The 24,841-nt window shown below is 71.5% G+C and carries 12 protein-coding genes and 3 pseudogenes; 6 read left to right on the top strand and 9 right to left on the bottom strand.

Features of this window, described 5'->3' with window-relative positions:
* The 4 genes from ACWDBE_RS11450 to ACWDBE_RS11435 all read right to left on the bottom strand — a co-directional run bounded on the left by ACWDBE_RS11450 (position 1) and on the right by ACWDBE_RS11435 (position 4,830).
* A complete protein-coding gene (locus ACWDBE_RS11450; RefSeq protein WP_392870870.1) occupies positions 1 to 525 on the bottom strand; it encodes a phage tail protein in 525 nt (174 codons plus the stop codon).
* 7 nt (positions 526 to 532) lie between these two features.
* Positions 533 to 2,380: a phage tail sheath family protein gene (locus tag ACWDBE_RS11445; RefSeq protein ID WP_449791695.1), complete on the bottom strand. Its 1,848-nt coding sequence runs from the start codon at positions 2,378 to 2,380 to the stop codon at positions 533 to 535.
* Between the two features lie 226 nt (positions 2,381 to 2,606).
* On the bottom strand, positions 2,607 to 3,077 hold the full coding sequence (locus tag ACWDBE_RS11440) for a hypothetical protein (RefSeq protein ID WP_449807819.1): 471 nt from the start codon (positions 3,075 to 3,077) through the stop codon (positions 2,607 to 2,609).
* Between the two features lie 19 nt (positions 3,078 to 3,096).
* Positions 3,097 to 4,830, bottom strand: coding sequence for a peptidoglycan-binding protein (locus ACWDBE_RS11435; RefSeq protein ID WP_449791697.1), 1,734 nt, complete (start codon positions 4,828 to 4,830; stop codon positions 3,097 to 3,099).
* A 921-nt stretch (positions 4,831 to 5,751) separates the two neighbouring features.
* On the opposite strand from ACWDBE_RS11435, the gene ACWDBE_RS11430 reads away from it, so the two are divergent.
* Entirely contained in the window at positions 5,752 to 7,458 is a 1,707-nt protein-coding gene (locus ACWDBE_RS11430) for an amidohydrolase (protein WP_449807818.1), read from the top strand.
* A 16-nt stretch (positions 7,459 to 7,474) separates the two neighbouring features.
* On the opposite strand, the pseudogene ACWDBE_RS11425 reads toward ACWDBE_RS11430, so the two are convergent.
* Together ACWDBE_RS11425 and ACWDBE_RS11420 are read right to left on the bottom strand one after the other, a co-directional pair.
* Positions 7,475 to 7,612, bottom strand: a pseudogene (locus ACWDBE_RS11425) (TetR family transcriptional regulator); the annotation flags it as partial.
* Positions 7,594 to 8,089 (bottom strand): annotated as a pseudogene (locus ACWDBE_RS11420) (maleylpyruvate isomerase N-terminal domain-containing protein); the annotation flags it as partial. The pseudogenes ACWDBE_RS11425 and ACWDBE_RS11420, both read right to left, overlap by 19 nt.
* A gap of 541 nt (positions 8,090 to 8,630) precedes the next feature.
* Here ACWDBE_RS11420 and ACWDBE_RS11415 point away from each other — a divergent pair.
* From ACWDBE_RS11415 to ACWDBE_RS11395, 5 genes are all read left to right on the top strand, one after another.
* Positions 8,631 to 11,420, top strand: a complete 2,790-nt coding sequence (locus ACWDBE_RS11415) for a SpoIIE family protein phosphatase (RefSeq protein ID WP_449791699.1) — start codon at positions 8,631 to 8,633, stop codon at positions 11,418 to 11,420.
* A 190-nt stretch (positions 11,421 to 11,610) separates the two neighbouring features.
* Positions 11,611 to 14,028: a sodium-translocating pyrophosphatase gene (locus tag ACWDBE_RS11410; RefSeq protein ID WP_449807817.1), complete on the top strand. Its 2,418-nt coding sequence runs from the start codon at positions 11,611 to 11,613 to the stop codon at positions 14,026 to 14,028.
* Positions 14,029 to 14,178: 150 nt separating this feature from the next.
* On the top strand, positions 14,179 to 15,687 hold the full coding sequence (locus ACWDBE_RS11405; protein WP_449807816.1) for an esterase/lipase family protein: 1,509 nt from the start codon (positions 14,179 to 14,181) through the stop codon (positions 15,685 to 15,687).
* A gap of 8 nt (positions 15,688 to 15,695) precedes the next feature.
* The gene (locus ACWDBE_RS11400; protein WP_449807815.1) at positions 15,696 to 17,306 is read left to right on the top strand and encodes an AAA family ATPase; all 1,611 of its coding nucleotides are present in this window, start codon (positions 15,696 to 15,698) and stop codon (positions 17,304 to 17,306) included.
* Positions 17,272 to 19,980, top strand: coding sequence for a WD40 repeat domain-containing protein (locus ACWDBE_RS11395; RefSeq protein WP_449807814.1), 2,709 nt, complete (start codon positions 17,272 to 17,274; stop codon positions 19,978 to 19,980). The genes ACWDBE_RS11400 and ACWDBE_RS11395 overlap by 35 nt, the downstream gene beginning before the upstream one ends.
* Positions 19,981 to 20,209: 229 nt before the next feature.
* Here ACWDBE_RS11395 and ACWDBE_RS11390 read toward each other — a convergent pair whose 3' ends face one another.
* The 3 genes and pseudogenes from ACWDBE_RS11390 to ACWDBE_RS11380 all read right to left on the bottom strand — a co-directional run.
* Positions 20,210 to 21,178, bottom strand: a complete 969-nt coding sequence (locus tag ACWDBE_RS11390) for an antibiotic biosynthesis monooxygenase (RefSeq protein WP_449791703.1) — start codon at positions 21,176 to 21,178, stop codon at positions 20,210 to 20,212.
* Positions 21,175 to 23,913, bottom strand: a complete 2,739-nt coding sequence (locus tag ACWDBE_RS11385; protein WP_449807813.1) for a molybdopterin-dependent oxidoreductase — start codon at positions 23,911 to 23,913, stop codon at positions 21,175 to 21,177. The genes ACWDBE_RS11390 and ACWDBE_RS11385 overlap by 4 nt, the downstream gene beginning before the upstream one ends.
* Positions 23,914 to 23,920: 7 nt before the next feature.
* Positions 23,921 to 24,736, bottom strand: a pseudogene (locus ACWDBE_RS11380) (FAD binding domain-containing protein); the annotation flags it as partial.
* Between the last annotated feature and the right edge of the window lie 105 nt (positions 24,737 to 24,841).

Below are 24,841 nucleotides of genomic sequence, written 5' to 3'. Positions count from 1 at the left end.
TCAGGCCGGCTGCTGGAACGACGGTTCTTCCGGTTCGGGCGTCTCGTCGTCCCGCTCCCAGCCCTCCACCTCCAGTTTGAGGCTCTGGATCGCCACCGCGTTGGCGTTGGCGTCCAGTTCGCCGAGCACCTGGTACTCACTCGGCCAGGCGCGGTACAGCTTGTGGGCGACCGCCACCTGTCCGGCCTCGTTGAGCACCTGGATCACCAGGTCCTTGCGGAAGTCCCGGAGCGAGACCTCCGCCCCGCGGCCCGCGCCGACCATCCAGACCTTGTTGGCCCAGCGGTCGAACTCCGGGTCGTGGGTGACGCCGCGCTCCAGGGTGACCGCCTCGAAGTCGGTGCGGCCCGGCGACTTCCGCGGCGCGCTCGGATCGCCCCCGCTGCGGTGCTTCACCACCTCGGTGGTGCGCTTGAGCGGGCTGACCTTGCTGACCCCGGCGACGACCCGGCCGTCCCAGACCACCAGGAACTTGAAGTTCTTGTAGGGGTCGAACCGGTGCGGATTGACGGTGAACTCGACCATGGAGATCCTAAACCTCGAACTGTCCGGCGAGCTGCTCGATCTTGACGATCACGAATTCCGCCGGCTTGAGGGGCGCGAATCCGACCACGACGTTCACCACACCGCGATTGACGTCGTCCTGCGTGGTGGTGTCCCTGTCGCACTTCACGAAGTAGGCCGAGCGCGCGGACGTGCCCTGGAACGCGCCCTGCTGGAACAGCGAGTGCAGGAACGCGCCCACGTTCAGCCGGATCTGCGCCCACAGCCGCTCGTCGTTGGGCTCGAACACGACCCACTTGGTACCGCGGTAGAGGCTCTCCTCCAGCATCAGCGCGAGGCGTCGCACCGGGACGTACTTCCACTGCGAGCCGAGCACGTCGGCGCCGGCCATCGTCCGGGCACCCCACACCACCGGGCCCACCACCGGGAACGTCCGCAGGCAGTTCACCGCGAGCGGGTTCAGCAGGCCGTTCTCCCGGTCCGTCAGCGGGACGGTCAGCGCGCGCACCCCGGGCAGGCCGGCCTCGGTGCCCGCGGGCGCCTTCCACACGCCCCGCTGGCCGTCGGTGCGGGCCATCACGCCGGCGATGGTGCCCGACGGCGGGAAGCTGCGCAGCCGGCCGGTGAGCGGGTCGACCAGCTCCAGGTGCGGGAAGTAGAGCGCCGCGTGGTCGCTGCGCACCGAGTCGAAGGCGGACAGGCCCGTCCGGGCGGCGTCCAGCGTGGTCCACGCCTGCGGCGAGTCGACGATCAGGAACATTCGCTTCTCCGCGCAGAGCGCCTGGGCGGCCGAGACGACCGTGACGGCGTCGTCGACGTCGGTGTAGCCGGCCAGTTCCGGCAGCACCAGCAGGTTGACGTCCTGCACGTCGCGCAGGGCCTGGATGCCGGTCTTGGCCGCCTCGCTGCCGATCAGGTCGGTCAGGCCGGGGGCTCCGCCGTCCTGGCCGCCGGCGAGGGCCAGGACCGGCGGGCTGACCGAGCCCTCCAAGCCGAGGTTGTTGGCGGCCTCGCCGAGGAAGCGGACCACGTCGGCCGGATCGGTGGAGCCGGCGACGACCTGGAGCTGCCGGCCGAACACGGTCACCCGGGTGCCCGCGAAGACCCGGCTGCCCGGGGCGTCGGGCAGCGCGCGCAGCTTGCGTTCCAGCAGCAGGGCGAGTTCGGGGACGGTGGTCGGCGCGGCGCCGTCCACGGCCGGGTCGTGGATCCGGACCGTCCGGGACACGTCGCCGATCTTGACCTGGATCTCGTGGGTGAGGTCCGGCAGGGCGGCCGCGAACGGCTTGGAGACGGTGCCCACCGGGTCCGGCCGGCTCCCCGCCAGGACCTTCACCCGGACGACCGTCGAACCGTCGTTCACCACCGTCTCGGCGAACCGGGGGCTGGTGTCCCGGACCGACAGGTCGGTGAAGGACTCCCGGACGGCGCCCGAGGTGTCGAAGACCTGGAGGTTGAAGGTCTCGGCCGGGGTCGGCGTCCGGTAGTCCACGGCGACCCGCAGCCCCGCTCCCCAGAGCCCCGGCTCGACGGCCGTGACCTCCAGGGCGGGGGTGGCGGTGGAGGTCTGGGTCGACTGGAGCGTGACGCCCGCGGCGGCGCCGGTACCGGCCGCCGCGACCCGGACGACGACGCCGACCGAGCCCCCGTTGAGGAAGAACTGCTGGACGGCGTAGCTGACCGGGCTCTGGCTCGCGAGCCCGCCGAAGCGGCGCTCGAAGTCCGCGAAACTGGTGACGGTGACGGGCTGGTCGAGCGGGCCGCGCCGGGTCGCCCCGACGAAGGCGGTCACCGAGGTGCTCACCGCGGTGATGGTACGGACGCCGCTGGGAAGCTCTTCGATGTAGACGCCCGGGTAGGTCGGTGTCGTCGGCAAATTCCCCCTCCGTTCACTTCGTGCATCAAGGGACCCGGGAAAGTGACTCGAACCGGATTGCGGGCACGCCGCACGGTCCCGATGCATTGGTGGCAGGCTCAGTCTCATATTCGGGTGACTGGGCGTCAAGACCCGAACAGGAAAGGCAAATTGTATTACTGCACCAATTGGCAGGGGGCGCACAATTGGCGACTTCGCGCCCCCTGTCGATGCCCGGTGCGGCGGGTCAGCCGCCCTCGGGAAGGTTCCGGTAGTCGGGTCTGGCCGCCGGGGGATCCGTCGGCGCGGGTGTCGGGGCGGGCGGTGCCGGTTCGGGCGGCGCGGGTGCCTGCACGGGTGCGGGTGTCGACGCGGGCGTGGGCTCGGGCACGACCGGCGGAGTGCCCGCCGCCGGCGCGGTTGTCGGCGCGGGAGCCGGCGCGGGGTCCGGCTTGGGGGCCGCCCCTGGGCCCGATCCGGGGGCCGTCGTCTGGTAGGAGGGCGGCCGCGCGGCCCCCAGGAACCAGCCCCAGGACGCGCCGAACCGGTGCTCCAGGAACCGGAACGCCGCGTAGTAGGCCGTGCCGAAGCCGGTGACCAGGGCGGAGGTGGCGGAGGCGTTGTCCAGGTGGATGCCGAGCCGCGCGGCCTGCACCACGAGGAAGGCGACGACGTAGGGCACGCACGTGCGCCACAGGGACAGGGCGAGTTGGTACATCGGTCCTCCTCGACCGACGTCAGTCGGCGACCGTGAAGCCGTGCGCCTGGCCGAGCCGGGTCAGCGAGTTGATGCCGGGGATGCCGTCCGCCTGCTGCCCGCTGTACCCGTACCGGCGCTGGAGGGCGGAGTAGGCGTCGATGGTCCTGGTGCCGAACGAGCCGTCGGCCCACTGCCGGTCGAGCAGCCCCTCGGCGACGAGGGCCCGCTCCACCGTGTACACGTCGTCCGCGTGGGTGGTGGCGCCCTGGGGCGCGTCCGGGTCCTGGCGGGCCGCCGCGACCACGTTCGACTTCGACACCTGGGCCAGCGGGACCGCTCCGCCGAGCAGCCGGCGCAGCGAGGCCTCGCCGGGCACGCCGTCCGCGTCCCCGCCGGAGTAGCCCAGACTGCGCTGGTAGTCGGCGTAGTTGAGGGTGTCGGCGTCGGTCCAGTCCGGGCCGGGGCCCTGGCTGTAGTGCGAGCCGAAGCCCGCCGCCGACAGCGCCTCGCCGACGAGGGTGACCTGCGGACCGTGCGCGCCGTAGCCGTACGCCAGCCCGCCGACGCTCTTCTGGTACCGGGCCGGGGTCGGGTCCGGCTGCGGCGCCGGCCGCTGGGGCGTGGTGACCACCGTCCCGGACGGGCGCGGCGCACCCGACGTCACCCAGGCGTACAGCGCCGGGCCGGGGCAGTCGGTCGAGTAGCCGTCCCGGTGCCCCTTGATCTCCGGACCGGCCGGGCCCTGCCGCTGGCAGTACTCGATGGCGTCCCGCAGCCCGTTGAGCTGCTCCGGGGTCGGCTCGGTCGACCCGGAGGAGCCGACCAGTCCGCACACCGCGTAGTGCGCCTCGTTGAGCGGCACGTCCCCGTTGGCACTGTTGCGCCGGTTCAGGCCCCGGCCCTCGAACACGACGCCGTGCTCGCAGACCACGAAGCTGTAGCCGATGTCCGACCAGCCGTCGTCGTCCATGTGCGACGCCTGGAGGCGCCGGACGTAGGCCGGGCAGGAGTCGTGGGCGGCGAAGGTGTACGCCGTGCCCAGGTAGTGCACCTTCACCCCGGCGCGCGGACCGGCGTACGGGATCGAACCGTTGGGCTCGCGCCAGGCCCGCGCGCCCCACTGGTCGCGGCTCACCAGCTGCAGCCCCGGCCAGTCGGACTGCTGCGGCACGGGGTCCGGCGCCGGCGTGGGCGGCTCGGGCGCCGGGGCCTGGCCGGCCCCGGCCCACGCCTTCAGCTCGTCCAGCGAGCCGTTGAACACGTTGGTGTCGAGCGGGTCGTCGGTGTACTGGTGGAAGCGCCAGGACGCCTGGATGCGCGGCGAACCCGCGGACACGTAGTCCGCGATCCACAGGAAGTCGCCCGCGTTGTCGTCGGTCCGGAACCAGTAGTCCCGGTTGGTGTAGAGCCCGACCAGGTGGTCCGGGTAGCGCTGCTTGACCGCCGCCAACCACTGGTTCTTCGCCGCCGTCGCGTCCCCGTCGCCGACCGACTGCCCGTACGGCTCGAAGTCCAGCACCAGCAACTCACCCGCGGGGATCCACCCCACCACCCGGCAGAAGTGCTCCACCTCGCCGTCGACCGGATTCTCCACGTGCAGGAAGTGGTAGTGCCCGACCACCAGGCCCCGCCCCCGCGCGTCCGCGACCTTGGAGGCGTACCCCGACTGCTCGGTGTGCCCGCCCTCGGTGGCCTTGATGAAGACGAAGTCCGCATCCCCCGGAATACCCGACTGGAAGTCGGAGACGTCATAACCCTTCGCGTATGCCATCAGGAAGCTTCCCCCTTCGCGCCGATGGCAGCCACGGCCGACCGGCCCCACGCGGGGGCACACGACACCGGCCAGAGCGTCATGTTCCACTCCACAGTACAGCCGAAGAAAGGTCAACTCTCTTGTTTTACAAGGATCTTGAATTTCCGGAGAATCCCTCGCGCGGCGGTGCCACTGGCAATTCCACCGACGAGTGAGGGAACGGTGTTGGTTCGCCACAGGACTGCCATCCGAATCCGCCGGAATGGCCTCAACCGGATGCGAGCTGCTTCCCCATCCTGTCGGCCGCGCGCCCCTCGGACCACCGGGGCCCCGCAGTTCAGCCCCGGAAGCCGCACCTCCCCTCGCCGGCGGAATCCCGCAGCACCGGCGGCAGCGGCTTCCCGCCAAGCCGCGCGGCGCCGCTGCGCCGCGGGCACGCCGCACGACGAGCAACCCCGCGAGCGCGCGGGGCCGACCCACCGATTGCCCACCGGTCGTCCTTGAGGCCGGAGCAGCCCCCGCGAGCGCGGGGATAGTTCCGATGGGAACGGCTCTATGGACCCAATGCGGAAGTCGGCCCCGCACGCGCGGGGATAGTTCCACGCTCGATCCGGTCGCGTCCCAGGACATCGAGTCCGTCGGCCCCGCACGCGCGGGGATAGTTCCTGCCCTACGCCGCCCAAGCCCAGCTCCCGTCACCCGCCTCGCCGGGTCGACACGACGGGCCCGACGGTGCGCCCCAGGTTGCGTGGGCATCCGGCGGCCCCGGACGGACGCCCCACCCCACCCCGCGAGCCCAGCGCCAGCGCCCGCGCCCTCCCCCCCGGGCCGCCGTATCGGTGGGATGACCGATGTGCCGTGGTCGGGTGCGCGGCGATAGTCCTCGGGAGGGCGTTCGTGGGTTGGCCGCGGTGCGCCCGGTTCCTGAAAGGGCTTTCCATGGGCACGCACGCGGATCTGGTGTTTCTCAACGGACGGGTGGTCACGGTCGATGCGGACTTCTCCGTCGCCGAGGCCCTGGCGGTGACCGGCGGGGTCATCAGCGCCGTCGGTCGGCGGGACGACGTCGCCCCGCTCGTCGGGCCCCGTACCCGGGTTGTCGATCTGCGGGGGGCGACCCTGCTGCCCGGCATCAACGATTCCCACCTGCACGGGTGCGCCTTCGGTATGGCGACGCCGCCGCTCTCCCTCGACCTCGGCCACCCCGCGGTGTCCTCGCTCGGGGACGTGGCCGAGGCGGTACGGGAGGCGGCCGGCCTGGCCCCGGCCGGGCAGTGGATCACCGGGCACGGTTGGGACACCGGCTTTCTCGACGAGTGCCTCCTGGAGCCGTCGCGGCAGCCCTCGCGGCACGACCTCGACGCCGTCAGCCCGGACCACCCGGTCGTGCTGTACTCCTTCTCCGGACACGCGACATGGGTCAACTCCAAGGCCCTGGAGCTCATCGGGATCGACCGGCACACCGTCGCGCCGCCCGGCGGAGCCATCGTCGTGGACGAGGCGGGGGAGCCGACCGGGCTGCTGCACGAGGGGGCGCAGGACTTCGTCCAGAACGCGCTGCCGCCGCTCAGCCGGCAGGAGCGGACCGACGCGATCAGGGCGACCCTCGCCACCCTCGCCCGGCTCGGCGTGACCAGCTACACCGAGCCGGGGCTCGGCCCGGGCGGCGAGGGCATCATGCGGGGCGCGCTCGGGGCGGAGACCCTCGACGTCTACCGCGAACTGCTGGCCGACGGTGAACTGACCGCCCGCGTCGGCGTCCTGCTCCTGCCGACCGGGATGGCGAGCACCACCGAGGAGTTCGCCCGCGGCCTCGCGGACCTCGGCGGCGGACCCGGCGACGCGGATCCGCGCCGCCTCGCGGTCCACGGGGTCAAGGTCTTCGCCGACGGCGTCGTGCCCAACAAGACGGCCTGGATGCACGAGCCGTACGTCGGCGGCGGCTGCGGTTCGCTGTGCGTCGGCGGCGACACCGACACCGAGCGCACCGCCGGGATCGCGGCCATGATCCGGCTCGCCCACAGCGCCGGGCACCAGTTGGGCGTCCACGTCACCGGCGACCGGGCCATCGACACCGTCGCGGACGCCTTCGCCGCGGCCGTGGCCGAGTACCCGCGGCCCGACGCCCGCCACTACGTCATCCACGGCGACTTCCTCACCGCGCACAGCATGCGGGTACTGGCCGCACACGGCTTCGGCGTCAACATGAACCCCACCATCAAGTGGACCGTCGCCGACATGGAGGAGGAGTTCGTCGGCGCCGAACGGGCCGCCTACGCGTGGCCCTACCGCGACGCCATCGACGCCGGTGTGCGGGTCGCCAGCGGTTCCGACGCCCCCGTCACACACCCCGACTGGCGCCAGGGCCTCGCCACCATGATGCTGCGCGAGTCCAAGGCCGCCCGCCGGGTGAGCGGCCCGGAGCAGCGCATCGGCCTCGCCGAGGCGCTGCGCACCTACACGGTCGACGCGGCCTGGCAGGACTTCGCCGACGACTGGAAGGGTTCCCTGGAGCCGGGCAAGGTCGCCGACCTGTGCGTGCTCGACGGGGACCTGCTCGGCGCCGACCCGCGTGACATCCCGGCGATGCCCGTCGTCCTCACCGTCATGGACGGGCGGATCGTGCACGACGCCCTTCGCGACTGACGGACGCGATCGTCGCACTCCGGGACACCCCCAGCTCGGCAGCGATCGCCCGCGTGCTTCCGGCGGCGAAGCCCTTCCGGGACATGAGGTCGATGGCCGCCTCGATGAGCTGCGGACGGCGCTCGGCGGCAGTCGGGCACTCGGCGTTGCGCAGACGGTGAACAGGAACTCCTCCACACCGTCGAGTGCCACCTCGACCGGCAGCGGCTGCGGGGCGCCCCCGCTGAGCTGGGCGTCGTACGTGTGCACCGCGGTCTCCTGGGCCCGGTGCCGGGCGACACCGCCGGACGTCTGCGGTGACTGCGGCGCGGGCCACCACGTCCAGCAACCGCTCTCCGGTCCCGCCTCGCGCAGGGCGCTCGGCAGAAGCTGCGTCGACGCGGCCGGCCAGGCCGGCAGGGCCTCACGCTCCCGCGGCACTTCCAGAGCGGCGCGCGCAGCGGGGGCCTCGGCCGGGGGAGGGTCGGCAGGTCCCGCGCCGACGGCGGCGGCCCAGAAACGGTCTCCCCACCCAGGTGCTGCACCAGATCGAACAGCGTCCACCCGGGGCAGGTCGGCACCTGCGCGTCGAGACCGGCGCGGCGGCGACCGCGGCGCGGAAGGCGGTCGACCGTTCATGCTGTCGCTCGATGTGATGGACGCGGAGGTCACGACGGCGGGTGAGGACCGGTCGGGTCAGGAGTTCATGTCGCCAGGGGAACCGGCCGGGGTCGAGCTCCGCCGCCGTGGCGTGCCCGGTCCGCGGGTCGGGAGCCACCCACCAGACCACGGACGGCAGGTGGGGCTGCACCCAGTGCGGCTCGACCTGGGCCTGGGCAAGCAAGGAGGGCCGACGGCATGCCACTCTGCGCCGAGTGCCGCACAGGGGAGGCGGCCATCGAGGACCGGGACGTGAATCCTCCGCGACCGTGGTGCCTGGAGTGTGCCATCGCCCTGGTTGCCGCAGGTGATCCGGTACTCAACTACCGGGGGACCGGTCGGCCTGGAGCTTGGGTACGGCACCACCGGCCGCCCGGAGCACCGCTACCGGACGACCTGGCGGAACACCGCGGACGGCTCCGGGGCACCAACCCGCCGGCGGTTCGTTCGGCTCTCCGGCGGCTTCGGGCGTGCGCACCGCCGGGCTGGGTGGCAGCGTGGAGGAGGGAGCCGGATACGCGGGGACGGCCTGCATGCACAGAGCGGACAGCCACGCCAACGGGGGGACGGAACCTGGCGGACCGGGGGAGTACCGGTCCGCCGGGGGGCGGTCACGCTCGAAGCTGGGGACGCACAGTGTCGCCGGGCAGGTGTTCCTGTGGCTGTTGGTCGTCGTGGTGCTGCTGGTAGGTGCCGGGTTGACGGCGCTCGTCCTGCAGGCCCGCGGCAACGCCACGAGTGACGCCGTGCACCGCACGCGCGCCGCGGCCGTCACCATGGCGCAGGCCCCCACGGTGGCGGCCGCTCTGGACAGCGCCGACCCGACCGCGGTGCTGCAGCCGCTGGCCCTGGCCGTCGCGAACAAGGGCGGCTTCGACTACGTCGCGGTCGCCGGCCCCGACGGGAAGCGCTACGCGCAGACCGCCCAGCCCGAGCTGATCGGGAAGCACCTCATCGGCCCGTACGAGCAGGCCCTCAACGGGCCGATCACCACCAGCTTCATCGCGCCCATCGGACGGGTCGTGGAAAGCAGCGCGCCGGTCACCAGGCCGGACGGCTCGGCCGCCGGCCTGGTCCAGGTCGGCTACACCGTCGCGCACGTGAGCAGTGCGGTGAGTAGCCAGTTGCCGGTGCTGTTCGGCGGTGCGGCCGCCGCGCTCGCCGTGGGCACGGGCGGGGCGGTGCTGGTGCGCCGGCGGTTGCGCCGCCAGACCCACGGCCTGGGCCCGGCCGAGATGACGCGGATGTACGAGCACCACGACGCGGTGCTGCACGCTGTGCGCGAGGGCGTGCTGATCGTCGGCGGGGACGGGCGGGCGCTGCTGGCGAACGACGAGGCCCGGCGGCTGCTGAAGCTGCCGCCCGAGGTGGAGGGGCGGCCGATCACCGAGCTCGGGCTCGATCCGGGGCTGGCCGAGCTGCTGGTGTCCGGGCAGGTCGCCACCGATGAGGTGCATCCGGCCGGGGACCGACTGCTCGCGGTCAACAACCGCTCCACGGCGCCGTTCGGCGGTGGGCCCGGCAGCGTCGCGACGATCCGGGACACCACCGAGCTGCGGGCGCTGGCCGGGCAGGCCGAGGCGGCCCGGAGCCGGCTGCAGCTGCTCTACGACGTCGGGCTGCGGGTGGGCACGACCCTGGACATCGTGCGGACCGCTCAGGAGCTGGCGGATGTGACGGTTCCCAGGTTCGCGGACTTCGCCACCGTCGAGCTGGCCGAGGCGGTGCTGCACGGTGACGAGCCGCTCCCCGGCACGGGCGTCGCGGGAGGCCCGCGGATCCGCCGGGTGGCCGCGGGCGGCATCCGCGAGGACCGGCCGTTCTACCCGGTGGGTTCGCAGATCAGCCCGCTGCCCGGCACGCCGGAGGCCACTGCCATGGAGAGCGGGCGCGCCACGCTGGTTGCCGACCTGCGTCAGGCGCACGTGTGGCGGGCACGCGACCCGCAGACCGCCGACCGGATCCTCGCGTACGGGGTCCACTCGCTGATCTCCGCGCCGCTGGAGGCACGCGGCCAGCCCCTGGGCACGGTCAGCTTCTGGCGTGCGGGGCGGTCGGAGCCGTTCGGGCCGGAGGATGTCGCCTTCGCCGAGGAGCTGATCGCCCGCGCGGTGATCTGCGTCGACAACGCCCGCCGTTACACCCGCGAGCGCCGGATGGCCGAGGCACTGCAGCGCAGTCTGCTGCCCCGGGGACTGCCCGAGCAGAGCGCCCTGGAGACGGCCTACCGCTACCTGCCGGCGCTGAACAGGGTCGGCGGGGACTGGTTCGACGTCATCCCGCTGCCCGGTTTCCGCGTGGCACTGGTCGTCGGCGACGTCGTCGGGCACGGCCTGCACGCCGCCGCGACCATGGGCCGACTGCGCACAGCCGTTCTCAACTTCGCCGCCCTCGACCTGCCCCCGGACGAGTTGCTCGCCCGCCTGGACGAACTGGTCGCCCGGCTCGACCCGGACGTGGAGGGGGCGGGAGAAGGCGACGTCGAGGGCCAGGACGAGGGTGAGGGCGAGCGGACGGTCACGGGCGCCACCTGCCTGTACGCGATCTACGACCCGGTCTCCGGACACTGCACCATGGCGCGGGCGGGTCACCCACCGCCCGCACTGGTCCGCGCCGACGGCGGCGTGGAGTTCGTCGACCTGCCCGCAGGGCCGCCACTGGGCGTGGGCGGCCTGCCCTTCGAAGCCACCGAACTCCAGCTGGCACCCGGCGCCGTTCTGGTCCTCTACACCGACGGACTCGTCACCAGCCGTGACCGCGACCTGGGGACCGGACTCGCCACGCTGCGCCGTTCCCTGGCGAACGCCCACGCGGACGCGTCCCCGGAGGAGATCTGCCGGGCCGTGTTCGACGCGGTGGCCCCGCCGAGTCCGAGCGACGACATCGCACTCCTCGTCGCACGCACGCAACTGCTCGCGCCCGACCAGGTGGCCACCTGGGACGTACCCGCCGACTACGCTGCCGTCTCCCGCGTCCGCAACGCGTGCACCGACCAGCTCGCCGCCTGGGACCTGGAGGAACTGACCTTCACCACCGAGCTGATCCTCAGCGAACTGGTCACCAACGCCATCCGCTACGGCACCGAGCCCATCCGCGTGCGCATGCTGCGCGACACCAGCCTGGTCTGCGAGGTCTCGGACGGCAGCAGTACCGCCCCGCACCTGCGCTACGCGGACACCACGGACGAGGGTGGCCGGGGCCTGTTCCTGGTGGCCCAGCTGGCCGAACGATGGGGGACCAGGTACACGGCACGCGGCAAGGTCATCTGGTCGGAGCTGCCACTGACCGCACCCGAGTTCCGGTTCGAGGCGATGCTGCTGTGACCGGGGTTCCGGATGTCACTGGGGTTCCGGATGTCACTGGGGCAAGGGGGTCATTCGCCGCCGCACGCCGGGTACGCGATTGCCCTAACCCCCGTGGAGACCTTCAGGCCCCGGGGTTAGCCTCGGTCTGAAGTTCCCGGGCGGCTGATTCGCGCGCCTGGCGCCCAGGCACGACGTCAAGGAGGACGGCATGGCTGGGGTCTTTCATGCGGTCGCATCCGTTGCGGGCGCATCCGTTGCGGCCGGGCCCGAGTTGACCGGGTCGGGCCGGACGCTGCTGGTGATCGTCGCGGTGATCGGGGCAGGAGCCCTGGTGGTGGCCTGGGCGCTTGCGCGCCAGGTCCTGGCCGCGGACGAGGGCACCGAAACGATGAGGCGGATCGCCGGGGCAGTTCAGGAGGGCGCGGACGCCTACCTGAGGCGCCAGTTCCGCACCCTGGGCGTCTTCGCCGGTGTGGTGCCCTTCGTGCTGTTGCTGTTGCCGGCGGACGACTGGGCGCAGCGGATCGGGCGTTCGGTGTTCTTCCTGGTCGGGGCGGCGTTCTCGGCGACGACGGGGTACGTCGGGATGCAGCTCGCGGTGCGCAGCAACGTTCGGGTGGCGGCGGCGGCCCGGGCGGGGACGCCGCCCGTCCCGGCCGTCGAGTCCTGGGAGGGACCGACGGCGGCATCGATCGTGCGGGAGGTGTCGCACCGGGCGATGCGGATCGCCTTCCGTACCGGTGGAGTGGTGGGGATGTTCACGGTGGGGCTGGGTCTCCTGGGGGCGGCCACGGTGGTGCTGATCTACCAGGCGAACGCGCCGAAGGTGCTGGAGGGCTTCGGCTTCGGTGCGGCGTTGCTGGCGATGTTCATGCGGGTGGGCGGCGGGATCTTCACCAAGGCCGCGGACGTGGGTGCGGACCTGGTGGGCAAGGTCGAGCAGGGGATCCCCGAGGACGATCCCCGCAACGCGGCGACGATCGCCGACAACGTGGGTGACAACGTGGGCGACTGCGCGGGGATGGCGGCCGACCTGTTCGAGTCCTACGCCGTGACCCTGGTCGCCGCGCTGATCCTGGGCAGGTCCGCCTTCGGCGACGACGGGCTGACCTTCCCCCTGGTGGTGCCCGCCATCGGGGTGCTCACGGCGGTCCTGGGCATCGAGACGGTCTCCCCCCGGCGCACGGACCGCAGCGGGATGACCGCCATCAACCGCGGCTTCCTCGTCTCCGCCGCGGTGTCCCTCGCCCTGGTGGCCGGCGCGGTGTTCGCGTTCCTGCCGGCCCGCTTCTCCGGACTGCACGGGGTGCCTGCCGAGATCACCCGGCACGCGGGCAGTCCGCGGGTGTTCGCCCTGGTGGCGGTGGCCATCGGGATCGTGCTGGCCACCGTCATCCAGCAACTGACCGGCTACTTCACCGAGACCACCCGCCGCCCGGTACGGGACCTGGGCAAGACCTCGCTGACCGGGCCGGCCACCGTGGTGCTCTCCGGCGTCGCGCTCGGCCTGGAATCGGCCGTGTACTCCGCGGTGGCCATCGGAGCCGCCGTCTACGGCGCCTTCCTGCTGGGCGGCGGCTCGTTGATCCTGTCCTTGTTCGCGGTCGCGCTGGCCGGGACCGGACTACTGACCACCGTCGGTGTGATCGTCGCGATGGACACCTTCGGCCCGGTCTCCGACAACGCCCAGGGCATCGCGGAGATGTCCGGAGACATCACCGGCGCCGGCGCCCAGGTGCTCACCGAACTGGACGCCGTCGGCAACACCACCAAGGCGACCACCAAGGGCATCGCCATCGCCACCGCGGTGCTCGCCGCCACCGCGCTGTTCGGCTCCTACACCGACACCATCGCGACCGCCGAGGCGCAGATCGGCCCGGCCGCCCACGGACCGAGCCTGAGCCTGGCCATCGACCAGCCCGACAACCTGGTCGGTCTGCTGGTCGGCGCAGCCGTCGTCTTCCTCTTCTCCGGCCTGGCGATCAACGCCGTCTCGCGCTCCGCCGGCGCGGTCGTCTTCGAGGTCCGGCGCCAGTTCCGGGCCCGGCCCGGCATCATGGACGGCACCGAGCGGCCCGAGTACGGCCGTGTGGTGGACATCTGCACCCGGGACGCGCTGCGCGAACTGGTCACCCCGGGCCTGCTCGCCGTGCTGACCCCGATCGCCCTCGGCTTCCTCCTCGGCGTCGGTCCGCTGGGCTCCTTCCTGGCCGGAGCGATCGGCGCGGGCACCCTGATGGCCGTCTTCCTGGCGACCTCGGGCGGCGCCTGGGACAACGCCAAGAAGCTGATCGAGGACGGTCACCACGGCGGCAAGGGCAGTCCCGCGCACGCGGCCACCGTCATCGGCGACACGGTGGGAGACCCCTTCAAGGACACCGCCGGACCAGCCATCAACCCGCTTCTCAAGGTGATGAACCTGGTCTCCCTCCTGGTGGCGCCCGCGATCGTCAACCTCAGCTTCGGGGCGCACGCCAACCTGGGCCTCCGGCTGGCCATCGGCCTGCTGGCCCTGGCGGTCGTCGTCCTCGCCGTGTGGATCTCCAAGCGCCGGGGCACCATCGTCGGCACCGACGAAACGCCCACCGGCACCCACGCGCCGGAGGAGCCCGCGCCCGTCCGGTGACGAGACCCCCGCGACGCACGCGTACGGGGCTGGAACCGGAGCCGACGTACACGGCCCAGGCGTTCGCGGCGCTGCCGGAGCCGGACGTGGCGATGGGCAACCGGCGCAACTCGCTAACTTCCTTTGCGTAGTTGGCTATTGTCTTGGGGCATGACGCGACAGTTGCCACGCGGCTCCCGCAGCGCATCCGACGAGCTGTGGGCGGCGGTTCCGCCCGTCGGCCGCGACACGAGCCAGGATGCCGTGATCGTGGTGCCCGGGATCATGGGCAGCACGCTGCAGGACACGGTGACAGGTGCGCGGATTTGGGGCTTGGGCGTCAAGTCGATGGCGGATACCTGGCTAAGGCCCGATGGGATGCTCCCCCTGCACCTCACACCCGACGAACAGGACGGCCGGTTCGGCCGGGTGCGGGCTACCGGGCTGCTGGAGAGGGTTGGTTGGGCACCGTTTCTGCGGGGTTTCGAGCCGTATACCGATCTGGTGCGCGGTGTGGGTGAGGTCGTCGCACATCCCAAGGCGGTACTGGCGTTCGCCTACGACTGGAGACTGCCGGTCGGCGTCAACGCGGCGCTCCTCGCCGAGGCCGCCCGCCGCCACCTCAGCGCGTGGCGTGCGCATCCGGCCCACGACCGGATCCGGCGGCTTCGGGCCGACGAACGCCCGGCCCAGCTGGTCTTCGTCGCGCACTCCATGGGCGGCCTGGTGACCCGGGCCGCGTTGACTCACACCCCTGATCTCGAACCGGACACCCGCGCGGTCATCACCCTCGGCACTCCCTTCCACGGCGCGGTCAAAGCTGCCGTGATACTCAACGGTCACCGCGGCGAAGGCGGTCGCGCCGCGCGGGGGCCGGGCGCGCTTCTCCGGCGCCGCATGCAGGCACTGGCAAGCACGCTGCCCGGTGTACACGACCTGCTCCCGGGCTTCCGGTGCGTCGACGACGGCCGGGAGGTACGCCGTCTCACCCCGAGCGATATCGAGGCACTCGGCGGCGACAGGGAGCTCGCCGCCCGGTCACAGGAGTTCCAGCAGTGGATGCGCCTCAACGGACGCTCACTGCCCGGTCACCGGGCCGTCGTCGGCGTGGCTCAGCCGACCGTGCAGAGCATGAGGTTGAAGGAGGGGGTGGTCCACGCACAGTACGTCACTTTCCGGACGCACTCCGACGGTCGATTGGTTCGTGACGCCGCTGGTGTGCCGCAACGCGTCGACCTGGCGGGGGACGGGACCGTGTACCGCGACTCCGGTTCCCTCGGCGGCCCCGCGGTCACCCATCTCCCGCTGCAGCACGGTCCGATGTCCAGGGACAGTGACGTCATCCGTCACGTGCGGAATGTGATCACCTCTCCGGACGAGCCTCTCGGTCCGCCCATGGGCGATCGTCAGATCGGACTCGATGTGCCGGATACCGTGGAAGCCGGGGCCGGCTGGAACGTGTGGCTCACGGGTACGGACACGCACGCGGGCGTCACCTGTAGCGTCCACGACGCCGAGACCGACCGGCGGATCGCCACGCCCCGTTTCGGCTGGCAGGACGATACGGTCGGCGCTCGAGTGACCCTGCCCGCGCCGGGGCTGTACCGGCTGCGGATCGAGAGCGGAGGCAATGCCCCGGTCACCCAGCTCGTCCTGGCGGTCGAACCGGACGACAGCTGACGCGCACCGTGGAACACCGCAGCCTGAATGCCGCCATCGGCGGGAACGCCGAAAGACCGCTGCAATTCTTCCCGGTCGCCATCGGCCGGTACCGCGATCACCCCCCGCTCGACACCGAGACCGAGGTCGCCGGCATCGCTGAACTGCTCGCACCGTTCGGCGCCGAGACCCGTGACTGGGAAGTCGAGGAGATCGACCGGGGCTTGGACGCGGTCGACGGACGGCTGAGGGAGTGGTCCGAGCCGCAGAGCGCCGGGGACACCATCCTGTACTGGACCGGGCACGGGGAGAGCGACGGGGACCAAAGGGCACTGCTCGCTCATGCGCTCAGCCCCCGCCCCCTCGCCACGAGCGGCATCACCCCGCAACAGCTGGTGAGCCACCTGACCGCCCGCGAGGCGCATCGTCAGGGTAAGGACGGATGGGCGATCGTCATCATCGACGCCTGCAAATCCGCCCGATTCGTCGAGCTCATGAGTGCGGACGTGAACCGGGACCCCGCCGGCGCGCGCAACTTCCTGCTGGTGGCCACGTCCGGGCAAGGTACCGCGAACCTGGGTACGTTCCGCAAGGTCCTGTCCACCATCCTCACCGTGACCTTCCGTGCCGACGACAGCATCGACCTGTGGCGCCTTGCCACAGAGCTCCGCCGGAACCTCGACGGATGTCCGGTGGAGGTGAGAACCGTTCCGGGCCGCGCCATGCTCCACCGCAGAGTGCCCGTGCTCACTCAGACGTCGCTGGACCAGCTGGCCGAGATCGAAACCGTCCTGGACAAGCTTTCCGATGACGAACGACGCCACTTCGTCCCCAAAGCCAGCGGTGCCGAACTCGGCGAACAAGCCTGGTACTTCGAGGGTCGGCAAGAAGAACGCCACCAGATTCTCACCTGGCTCGACACCGCGCGCAGGGGCCTGCTCGTGATCACCGGAGCAGCGGGCTCGGGCAAGTCCGCACTGCTCGGACACGTTCTCGTACACACCCAGCCCGAACTGCGGCGAGTCCTTGAGGCGGCCGGCCAGTTGACACCGCTCCCGGCCGCCTCGCCCCAGCCGTGCGACCCGTTCCACGCCGTTGTCCACCTCGCCGGCGCCACTCCTCAGGACCTGGTGGTACGGATCGCCCGAGCGGCCGGACTCGAGGCCCCGCCTGCCAGTGAGGAACTGAACGTTCAGAGCGACTGGTTGATCAATGGCATGCGCGGACGCGGCAAGCCGTTCACGCTGCTGGTGGACGCCCTCGACGAAGCGTACTCACCGCTGGCGACAGCAGACCGGATCCTGCGCCGGCTTGCCGCACTGCCGATGACCCGCGTCATCGTGGGGACCCGCCGGTCACTGCGTGAAGGCCCTGACCTGTCGCAGCCCGACGACCGGTATCTCCTGGACGCTCTGGGCGCCGTGGAGGACACGGCCACCGTCGTGCGCGTAGGACGTGACAGCGACGCGATGACCCGATACGTACGTCGACGCCTGACCGCCGCCGCACGCCGCGGAGTTCTTCAGGCGGAGCAGGGGGCAGATCGACCGCGCGGCGCACGCCATCGGCGCGCTCGACCGGGAATTCCTCTACGCTCGCCTCGCCGTGCACGAAATCATCCAGGCCCGCAGCCTGGATGACCTGGAAAGCCTTCTCGACAGCGACCACCGGCAGCTCTTCCGCCGTGCCGTCGAGCGACTCGCCGCGTTGACCCCGTCCAACCGCCCACTGCTCGAAGCCCTGGGCCTCGCCCAAGGGCGCGGACTCCCTGTGCATGACGGGGTCTGGGCCACCGTCGCCGCCGCCCTCCACGACGAAGCCGACGGCATCCCCATATCCGACGCCGACATCGAGGCACTGACCAAGAGCGCCGCCCCCTACCTGATGCTCGACACCGAATCGGGCCAAAGCGTCTACCGGCTCGCCCACCGCACGTTCGCCGAGCACTTCGCTCGGCCCTCGGTCCACGACCACCGCCACGACCTCATCACCAAGCGCCTTGCCGCACAGGCCGATGCCCACCTGTCCGCGTCGGCGCCGAACGCCTACCTCGTCCAGCACCTGGCCACCCACGCGGCACTCGGCGGGGCCACTGCGTGGGAGGCGTTGGCGCGTCACATCCGAGTCCTGGACCACCTGGACCCCAGCGCCGTCGCCGCTGAAGCGCTGCGCACGGCGTACGGCCGCGCCGACCTTCCGCCACCCGTCGCCGCGACCCTCGGCGCGCACCACCTCCTGGCCCGGGTTCTCCCCGAAGACCGCTCCGCCGTCAGGGCGCTGACAACGGCGCGTCTCACCGGCGAGCTTCCTCCCCGTGCCCCTCGATCGCCTTGGGCCGTTCGCTGGACCCATCTTCCCGCCACCCACCTCCACATCACGCTCAGCGGGCACACCGGCACCGTGCGAGCGCTGGTGGCGCTTCAACTGGCAGACGGGCGCACGCTTCTGGCCAGCGCAGGTGCCGACCGGATGGTGCGGCTGTGGGATCTGGCCACCGGGCGCCCGGTGGGAGAGCCGTTCGCCGCACATCGCCACGAGGTCCACGCGCTCGTGGGGATACCGCTGGCGGACGGGCGCACTCTTCTGGCGACCACCGGCCGCGACCGGGTGGTGCGTCTGTGGGATCCCACCGTCCCGGGACGGCTGGTGGGAGAGGTGTCGACCAAACATGCCGGGGTGGTGCACGCTCTGACGGCTATCCGGCCGGCGAACGGGCCGGCTCTGCTCGCTACCGTCGGTGAGGATCGGATGGTGCGGCTGTGGGATCCGACCACCCGACAGGAAGCGGGAGAGGCATTCGCCGCACACACCAATGCCGTGCGCGCCATGGTGGCGGTACCGCTGGCAGACGGCCGTACTCTCCTGGCAACGGCAGGCGCCGACCGGATGGTGCGGCTCTGGGATCCGACCACCAGGCGCCAGGTGGGAAAGGCGTACACCGCGCATCCCAACGAAGTGCACGCGCTGACAGCGGTGCGGTTGGCCGACGGACGGACACTCCTCGCCACCATCGGGAGCGGCCGCGCCAAGGGCCTGTGGGATCCGAACACGGGCGCCCCGGTGGGCAGTGGCATCAATGGACGACGGGCAGTAGCAGCCGTACCGCTCGCCGACGGACGCGTCCTCCTCGCCACCGGCAGCACGGACGACACCGTGCGCCTCTGGAACGCGACCAACGGCCGTTCCGGCGGGCGGCCCCTCACCGGCCACGCCGCGCCGGTACACGCCGTAGCCGCAGCACCGCTCGCCGACGGACGCGTCCTCCTCGCCACCGGCAGCGCGGATCACACAGTGCGCCTCTGGGCACCGACCACGGGGCCTTCCGCAAGCAGCGCATCCAAAACCGCACGCACGAGAGCGCTGCAGGCGGTGACAGCCGTGACGGTGCCCGGTCAGGCCACGCTCCTGGCAACCGTCAGCCACGACGAACGCACAGTGTGTTTGTGGGAAGCCCAAAGCGGCCACGGCCGCGCCGACCTGCCCACCAATCACACCGAGGCGGTACTCGCCCTTGCCGCCGTACCGCTCGTCGACGGACGCACTCTGATAGCCACCGCCGGCATCGACAGGACAATCCGCCTCTGGGATGCCGCCACCGGCCGCGCCGCCGGCCATCCTCTCCGCGGACACACCGGGCCCGTGCGCGCCATCGCCACGGTGCGAGACCACGACGGACACGCCCGATTGGTCACCGTCGGCGACGACCGCACCATGCGCCTCTGGCACCCCGAAACCGGCCGACTACTCGATCAGCTGCTCACCGGCCACGGGGGCGCGGTGCACACGGTGACAGCCATACGCATGCCAAACGGACGCACCCTTCTCGCTACCGCGGGCGCGGACCGGACCGTACGCCTGTGGGACGCATCCAGTGGCAACCTTCTCCACTGCCTCACCGGCCACACCGGAGCAATACACGCAATGACAGCAGTGCCCCGGCCCAATCGACCCACCCTCCTCGCCACCGCCGGCCACGACGGCACCACACGCCTGTGGAACCCCTACACCGGCCGCCCGGCGAGTCACCCACTGACCGGCCACACCCTGCCCGTTCGCGGGATCGCAGTCGTACGCCTCCCCGACGGGAACACCGTCCTCGCCACGGCCGGTGATGACCGCACCGCGCGCCTCTGGCACCCGGCCACCGGGGCACTGCTGCGGACCCTGCCACTCGGGGTCACCGTCACTACCCTCACGGCGTTCGACGACACGATGCTGTGCGTGGGATCGGAGTCGGGACTGCTCGCCATCGAACTCGACACCGCAAGCGCACCGCCTCCTCATCAGGTATCGGGACAGGTCGCCCGGCCGTGATCGGGTAGGAGGTGGTGAGCGGGTAGGGGTGGTAGGGCGCGGTGGTGATCCCGTCGGAGAGCCAGAGGCTGACCGGCAGGTTCTCGTCCGCGGCGACCGGGAAGGCGGTCGGTGCTGTCGGCGCCGCCGGCGCTGTCCGCAGCCCCGCCCCGCCCGGCCCCAGCACCAGGGCGGGGCCCGGCCGGGGCCCCGACGCGGCGCGGACTCTTCGGTCCAGGCCCCCTGAAGGTCAGGGCAAGGTCCAGAACCGGGTCGTGACGAGGTAGAAGACGGCGGCCCAGAACGCGGTCACCCCGGTGACGATGCCGAGACCGATGCGGTTGTTCCTCCCCGCAGGCTCGCCCGGCGGGGGCCGCAGCCACCGCTTGAGCAGCCGGTTCACGTAGAAGGGCATCGTCAGGAAGCTCATGGTGAAGCTCGACAGCAGGTTGCCCACCAGCAGTCCGATCCAGAGCGGCATCTTCAGCGGCGAAAGGGCGAGCGTCAGCAGCACGACGGTCGGGTACAGGCCGACCCACACCGCGATGGCGGTCTTGGTTTCCGACGGCGGCGGCACCTCCTCGCCGTTCTCCTCGAAGGCGAACCAGCTGCCGAAGGAGTTGTCGATCGTCCGGAGTCTGAACTCGTTGAACCTGCTGCCCTCGGCGAGAAGCTTCCGCCGCGCGCCTGACGTCAGCCAGGCGTCGAGGTGCTCGGCACTGTCGAACCGGTACAGGGTGGTCCACTCGTCCTGGAGCCCCTCGACCGGGCGGAAGAGCTCCGTACCGCGAAAGCCCTCGAACGTCCGCTCCTCCTGACTCATCCGCCGCTGCCAGTCGAGGAACTCGTCGACGTGGTCGGGGTGGACACGGTGGGTGACCGCGACGGTCACGAGCGGATCCGGTGCCCGCACGCCGCCTCTGACGACCTGCTGGGTTCCCGGACCGTCGAAGTACCTGCTGCCGGCGTCGAGCAGGCGCTGCCTGGTCGCGCTGTTGATCCATGCCTGCAGGTGGGCTATCGAGTCGAACCGGTAGACGACGATCCAGTCGGGCTGCCGGGACGTCGGCGGGGAGACCTCCGCGCCGAGGTAGCCGGGGTAGTCGGCGGCGGCGGCGTTGACGTCCTCCTGCCACGTCTCGTACTCGCGCTCCAGCCCCGGTCGGACCTTCAGACCGATGATGGCCGTCGCCGCAGCGTCCCCGTTCCGGGGCTTCACGGTGATCCTTTCGAACCGGCCGCCGTCGACACCGGACTGGCTTCGTTCAGCCGGCTGAAGATCCGTTCCGGGGTCAGCGGCAGCGCGCGGTAGCGGACGCCGGTGGCGTCGTGGAGCGCGTTCGCCAGGGCGGGGGCCACCGGGTTGACACAGCATTCCGCCATGCCCTTCGCGCGCAGCGGCCCGACCGAGTCCGAGGAGGCCACCAGCAGCACGTCGGTTCGGGGAACGTCGGCGTAGGTGGGGATGCGGTAGTTGCGGAGGTTCGGGTTGACCACGGCACCGCTCGCGTCGATCCGGTGATTCTCGGTCAGCGCGAAGCCGATGCCCTGGGCGACGCCGCCGTCCACCTGTCCCCGGACCTGTGCGGGATTGATGACCTCGCCGGCGTCGGTGGCCTGCACGCTGTAGAGGATGCGGATCTCGCCCGTCACCCGGTGGACGGCGATCCGGAACCCCTGCGTGTTGGAGGTGACGCTTCGCGGCGAGCCGTAGGCCTTGCGGGCGGCGGTGAAACGGATTCCGCGCGCGCGGGCCAGGGCGACGAGGTCCGCCAACGACACGCGCTGCTCGCCGCAGACGACGCCGTCGTCGTCCATCGAGCACATCACGACGTGGACGCCCGTGTGGGCGGCGGCGAACTCCAGGATCCGGTCCCGCACCGCGTCGGCCGCACGGAGGACGGCGTTGCCCGCCACGAAGAGTCCCGCGCTCGCGAAGGCGCCGGTGTCGAACCCCGTGCGGTCGGTGTCGGACTGCACCAGGCGGATCCGCTCCGGCGTCGTGCCCAACTGGTCGGCCGCGATCTGGACATGGGCGGTCGGGGTGCCCTCGCCGAACTCGACCGTCCCGACGGCCAGCTCGTACACCAGGTCGTCCCCGAGCGTGACCCAGGCCTCCGAGATGTGCTCGGTCGGGGGCGCGGTCTCGTGCAGGGAACTCGCCACTCCGGCCCCGACGAGCCAGTCGGGCCCCGGTGACGGCTCGTGAGCCGTTCGGGCCATCGCGGCGTCCACCAGGTCGATGCACTTGGCGAGGCCGTCCTCGGTGAACGTCACGTCGTCGGGTCCGTCGTGCAACGCGACGAGCGGATCGCCCGGTCGGACGATGTTGCGGCGCCGCAGTTCCAGCGGGTCGAGGTGCAGGGCGCGGGCCAGTTCGTCCATCGCCGACTCCACGGCGAACGCCGGCTGTGTCATCCCGTATCCGCGCAGTGCCCCGCTCGGAACGGTGTTGGTGTAGACGGCGAAGGCGTCGTACTTCTTGTTCGGACAGCGGTAGATCATGACGGCCGCGCCACCCGCGTACAGCGTCTCGCCGCCGTGGTTGCCGTAGGCGCCGGTGTTCGACACGTTGCGGACCTGGAACGCCGTGAGCGTCCCGTCCGCCTTCGCGCCGAGCTTGACCGTCAGCGTCATCGGATGCCGGGGCGAGGCCGTGGTGAACTCCTCCTCGCGGGTGTACTCGAAGCAGACCGGCCGCCCGGTGTCCAGCGTGGCGAGCGCGACCAGGTCCTCGGAGATCACTTCCTGTTTGCCGCCGAAGCCGCCGCCGACCCGCTTGCAGAACACCCGCAGCCGGTCCGGCCGCAGGGCGAACAGATGGGCGAGCTTCGCCTTGGCGATCGACGGCGACTGCGAACTGGTACGCACGTTCAGGCGACCGTCCTCCATCCAGGCGATCGAGCCGTGGGTCTCCAGGTGCGCGTGCTGCACGCGCGGGGAGGAGTACGTGCCCTCGTGGATCACGTCGGCGTCGGCGAACCCGGCATCGACGTCACCGATGTGCGCATGGATCTCCAACAGGACGTTGTGGACCGGATCCCGGACGAAGGGGTCCTGCGCGCCGTGCAGTTGCGGCGCCCCCTCGGCCATCGCCTCCTCGGGGTCGAACACGGCCGGCATGACGTCGTAGTCGACGACGACCCTCCGGCAGCCCTCCTCCGCCGCCCCGACGGTGTCGGCCAGGACGGCCACGACGCGCTGGCCGACGAAGCGCACCGTGTCGTCGAGGATGAAGGTGTCGTCCGGATCGACGAGATGGTCGGTGTGGATCGCCGTGGTGAAGCGCTTGCGCGGCACGTCCTCCCAGGTGTAGACCCGGCGCACGCCGGGGACCGCGAGTGCGGCGGTCTTGTCGATCGAGACGATCCGGGCGTGCGCGTGCGGTGAGTGCAGCACCTTGAGGTGCAGCATGCCTTCGAGACGGGTGTCCATGGTGAACTCGGCGCGGCCGGTCACCACGTCGTCGGCCGCCGGCGCGCCGACACTGGTCCCCACCGCCTTCCCCGGGGCCGCCGTCTCCACACCGGTGACGCCCCGCACGGCGTCCTCGATCGCCCGGTAGCCGGTGCAGCGACAGAGGTTGCCCTTCAACGCCCGGGGCAGGTCGTCCTTCTGGGCCTCGGTGAGCGCCGCCGACGTCATGATCATCCCGGCCGTGCAGAAGCCGCACTGGAATCCCGGGGCGTCACGGAACTGTCGCTGCATCGGATGCAGGTCACCCGGTGATCCGAGACCCTCGATCGTCGTCACCTCGTGACCGTCCGCGCGGAACGCGGGGGTGATGCAACTGTGCACCGGATCGCCGTCCAGCCACACCGTGCACGCGCCGCAATCGCCCGCGTCGCACCCCTTCTTGACACCGAAGTGACCGAGCGAACGGAGGAAGGTACGCATGCACTGGCCGGGTTCCGGTTCGTCGTCGAAGCTCCTGCCGTTCACCGTGAAGGTCATGTCGGGCCCCGGCCATGAGTTCGTGACGAATCTCCTCAGCGAAGTGCTTGGTCAGGTGGCGACGGTGTTCGGGAGTCCCGTTCGGATCGGCGAACCAGTGGTCGGCGGGGATGACATCGATGCTGTGCTGAAGAGTTCGCGCGTCGGGAACGCCGTTGAAGGCGATCCGCACCGGCCGCGTGGTGCCGGCGGTGACGGTGAGCGTCAGGTCGTTCGTCCCGGGCGTCCGGGTACCGATGACGAACACCGTCGAGCGGCCGAGCCGGGTCAGCGCGAAGCGGCGGTGCGCGGTGCGTTTCCGCAGGGCACTCGCCGGAATCCTGACGCGGCGCAGCAGTTCGCCCGGTACGAGGAGGTTCCGGTTGTTGCCGGTCACGAAGTCGAGGGCATCGACGACGCGGGTCGACCCGTCGGGAGCCCACAGCTCGTACCAGGCCTCGAGGGCGACCGTCAGCGTGATCATCGGGCCGGCAGGCAACGACAGGCAGATGTTGCCGCCGACGGTCGCCGAGTTCCACACCTTGAACGAGGACAGGAACGCCTCGCAGCCCGCGGCGAAGAGGACACCCGCGGTCCATTCCCGCGGCGGCTCGAAGGCGTACAGGTCGCGGATGGTGCAGGTCGCGCCGATCTCCAGGCCGGTGTCGCTCGGAACGAGCGGATCCCAGCCCAGGGACGTCAGGTCGATCAGGCGGCGCAGGCCCGGCTGCTCGGCGGAGAACAGGAACGTGCCACCCGCGAGCCAGGCGTCGCCTTCACGCCAGTCCAGGCCGGGCCGACCGGGCGGGCGCCGGACGACTTCGGTGACGGTGTTGAGGTCCATGGGAACCGTTCTCCCTCATGCCGACCACCGCGCGACGGACACCCCCGGAGTCGCCCTCGGGCCGCTGCGGTCGAACGCCCGAGGAGGAGCCTTGGCGGGCGCTGG

The sequence above is a fragment of the Kitasatospora sp. NPDC001132 genome, assembly GCF_053598415.1.
Note: the sequence above shows the minus strand (reverse complement) of the source record. Positions and strands in the feature narration are given on the sequence as shown.

Coding starts and splice junctions, on each gene's coding strand:
- ACWDBE_RS11450 (WP_392870870.1), bottom strand. CDS start 525: ATGGTCGAGTTCACCGTCAATCCGCACCGGTTCGACCCCTACAAGAAC.
- ACWDBE_RS11440 (WP_449807819.1), bottom strand. CDS start 3,077: ATGTACCAACTCGCCCTGTCCCTGTGGCGCACGTGCGTGCCCTACGTC.
- ACWDBE_RS11435 (WP_449791697.1), bottom strand. CDS start 4,830: ATGGCATACGCGAAGGGTTATGACGTCTCCGACTTCCAGTCGGGTATT.
- ACWDBE_RS11430 (WP_449807818.1), top strand. CDS start 5,752: ATGGGCACGCACGCGGATCTGGTGTTTCTCAACGGACGGGTGGTCACG.
- ACWDBE_RS11415 (WP_449791699.1), top strand. CDS start 8,631: ATGCACAGAGCGGACAGCCACGCCAACGGGGGGACGGAACCTGGCGGA.
- ACWDBE_RS11410 (WP_449807817.1), top strand. CDS start 11,611: ATGGCTGGGGTCTTTCATGCGGTCGCATCCGTTGCGGGCGCATCCGTT.
- ACWDBE_RS11405 (WP_449807816.1), top strand. CDS start 14,179: ATGACGCGACAGTTGCCACGCGGCTCCCGCAGCGCATCCGACGAGCTG.
- ACWDBE_RS11385 (WP_449807813.1), bottom strand. CDS start 23,913: ATGACCTTCACGGTGAACGGCAGGAGCTTCGACGACGAACCGGAACCC.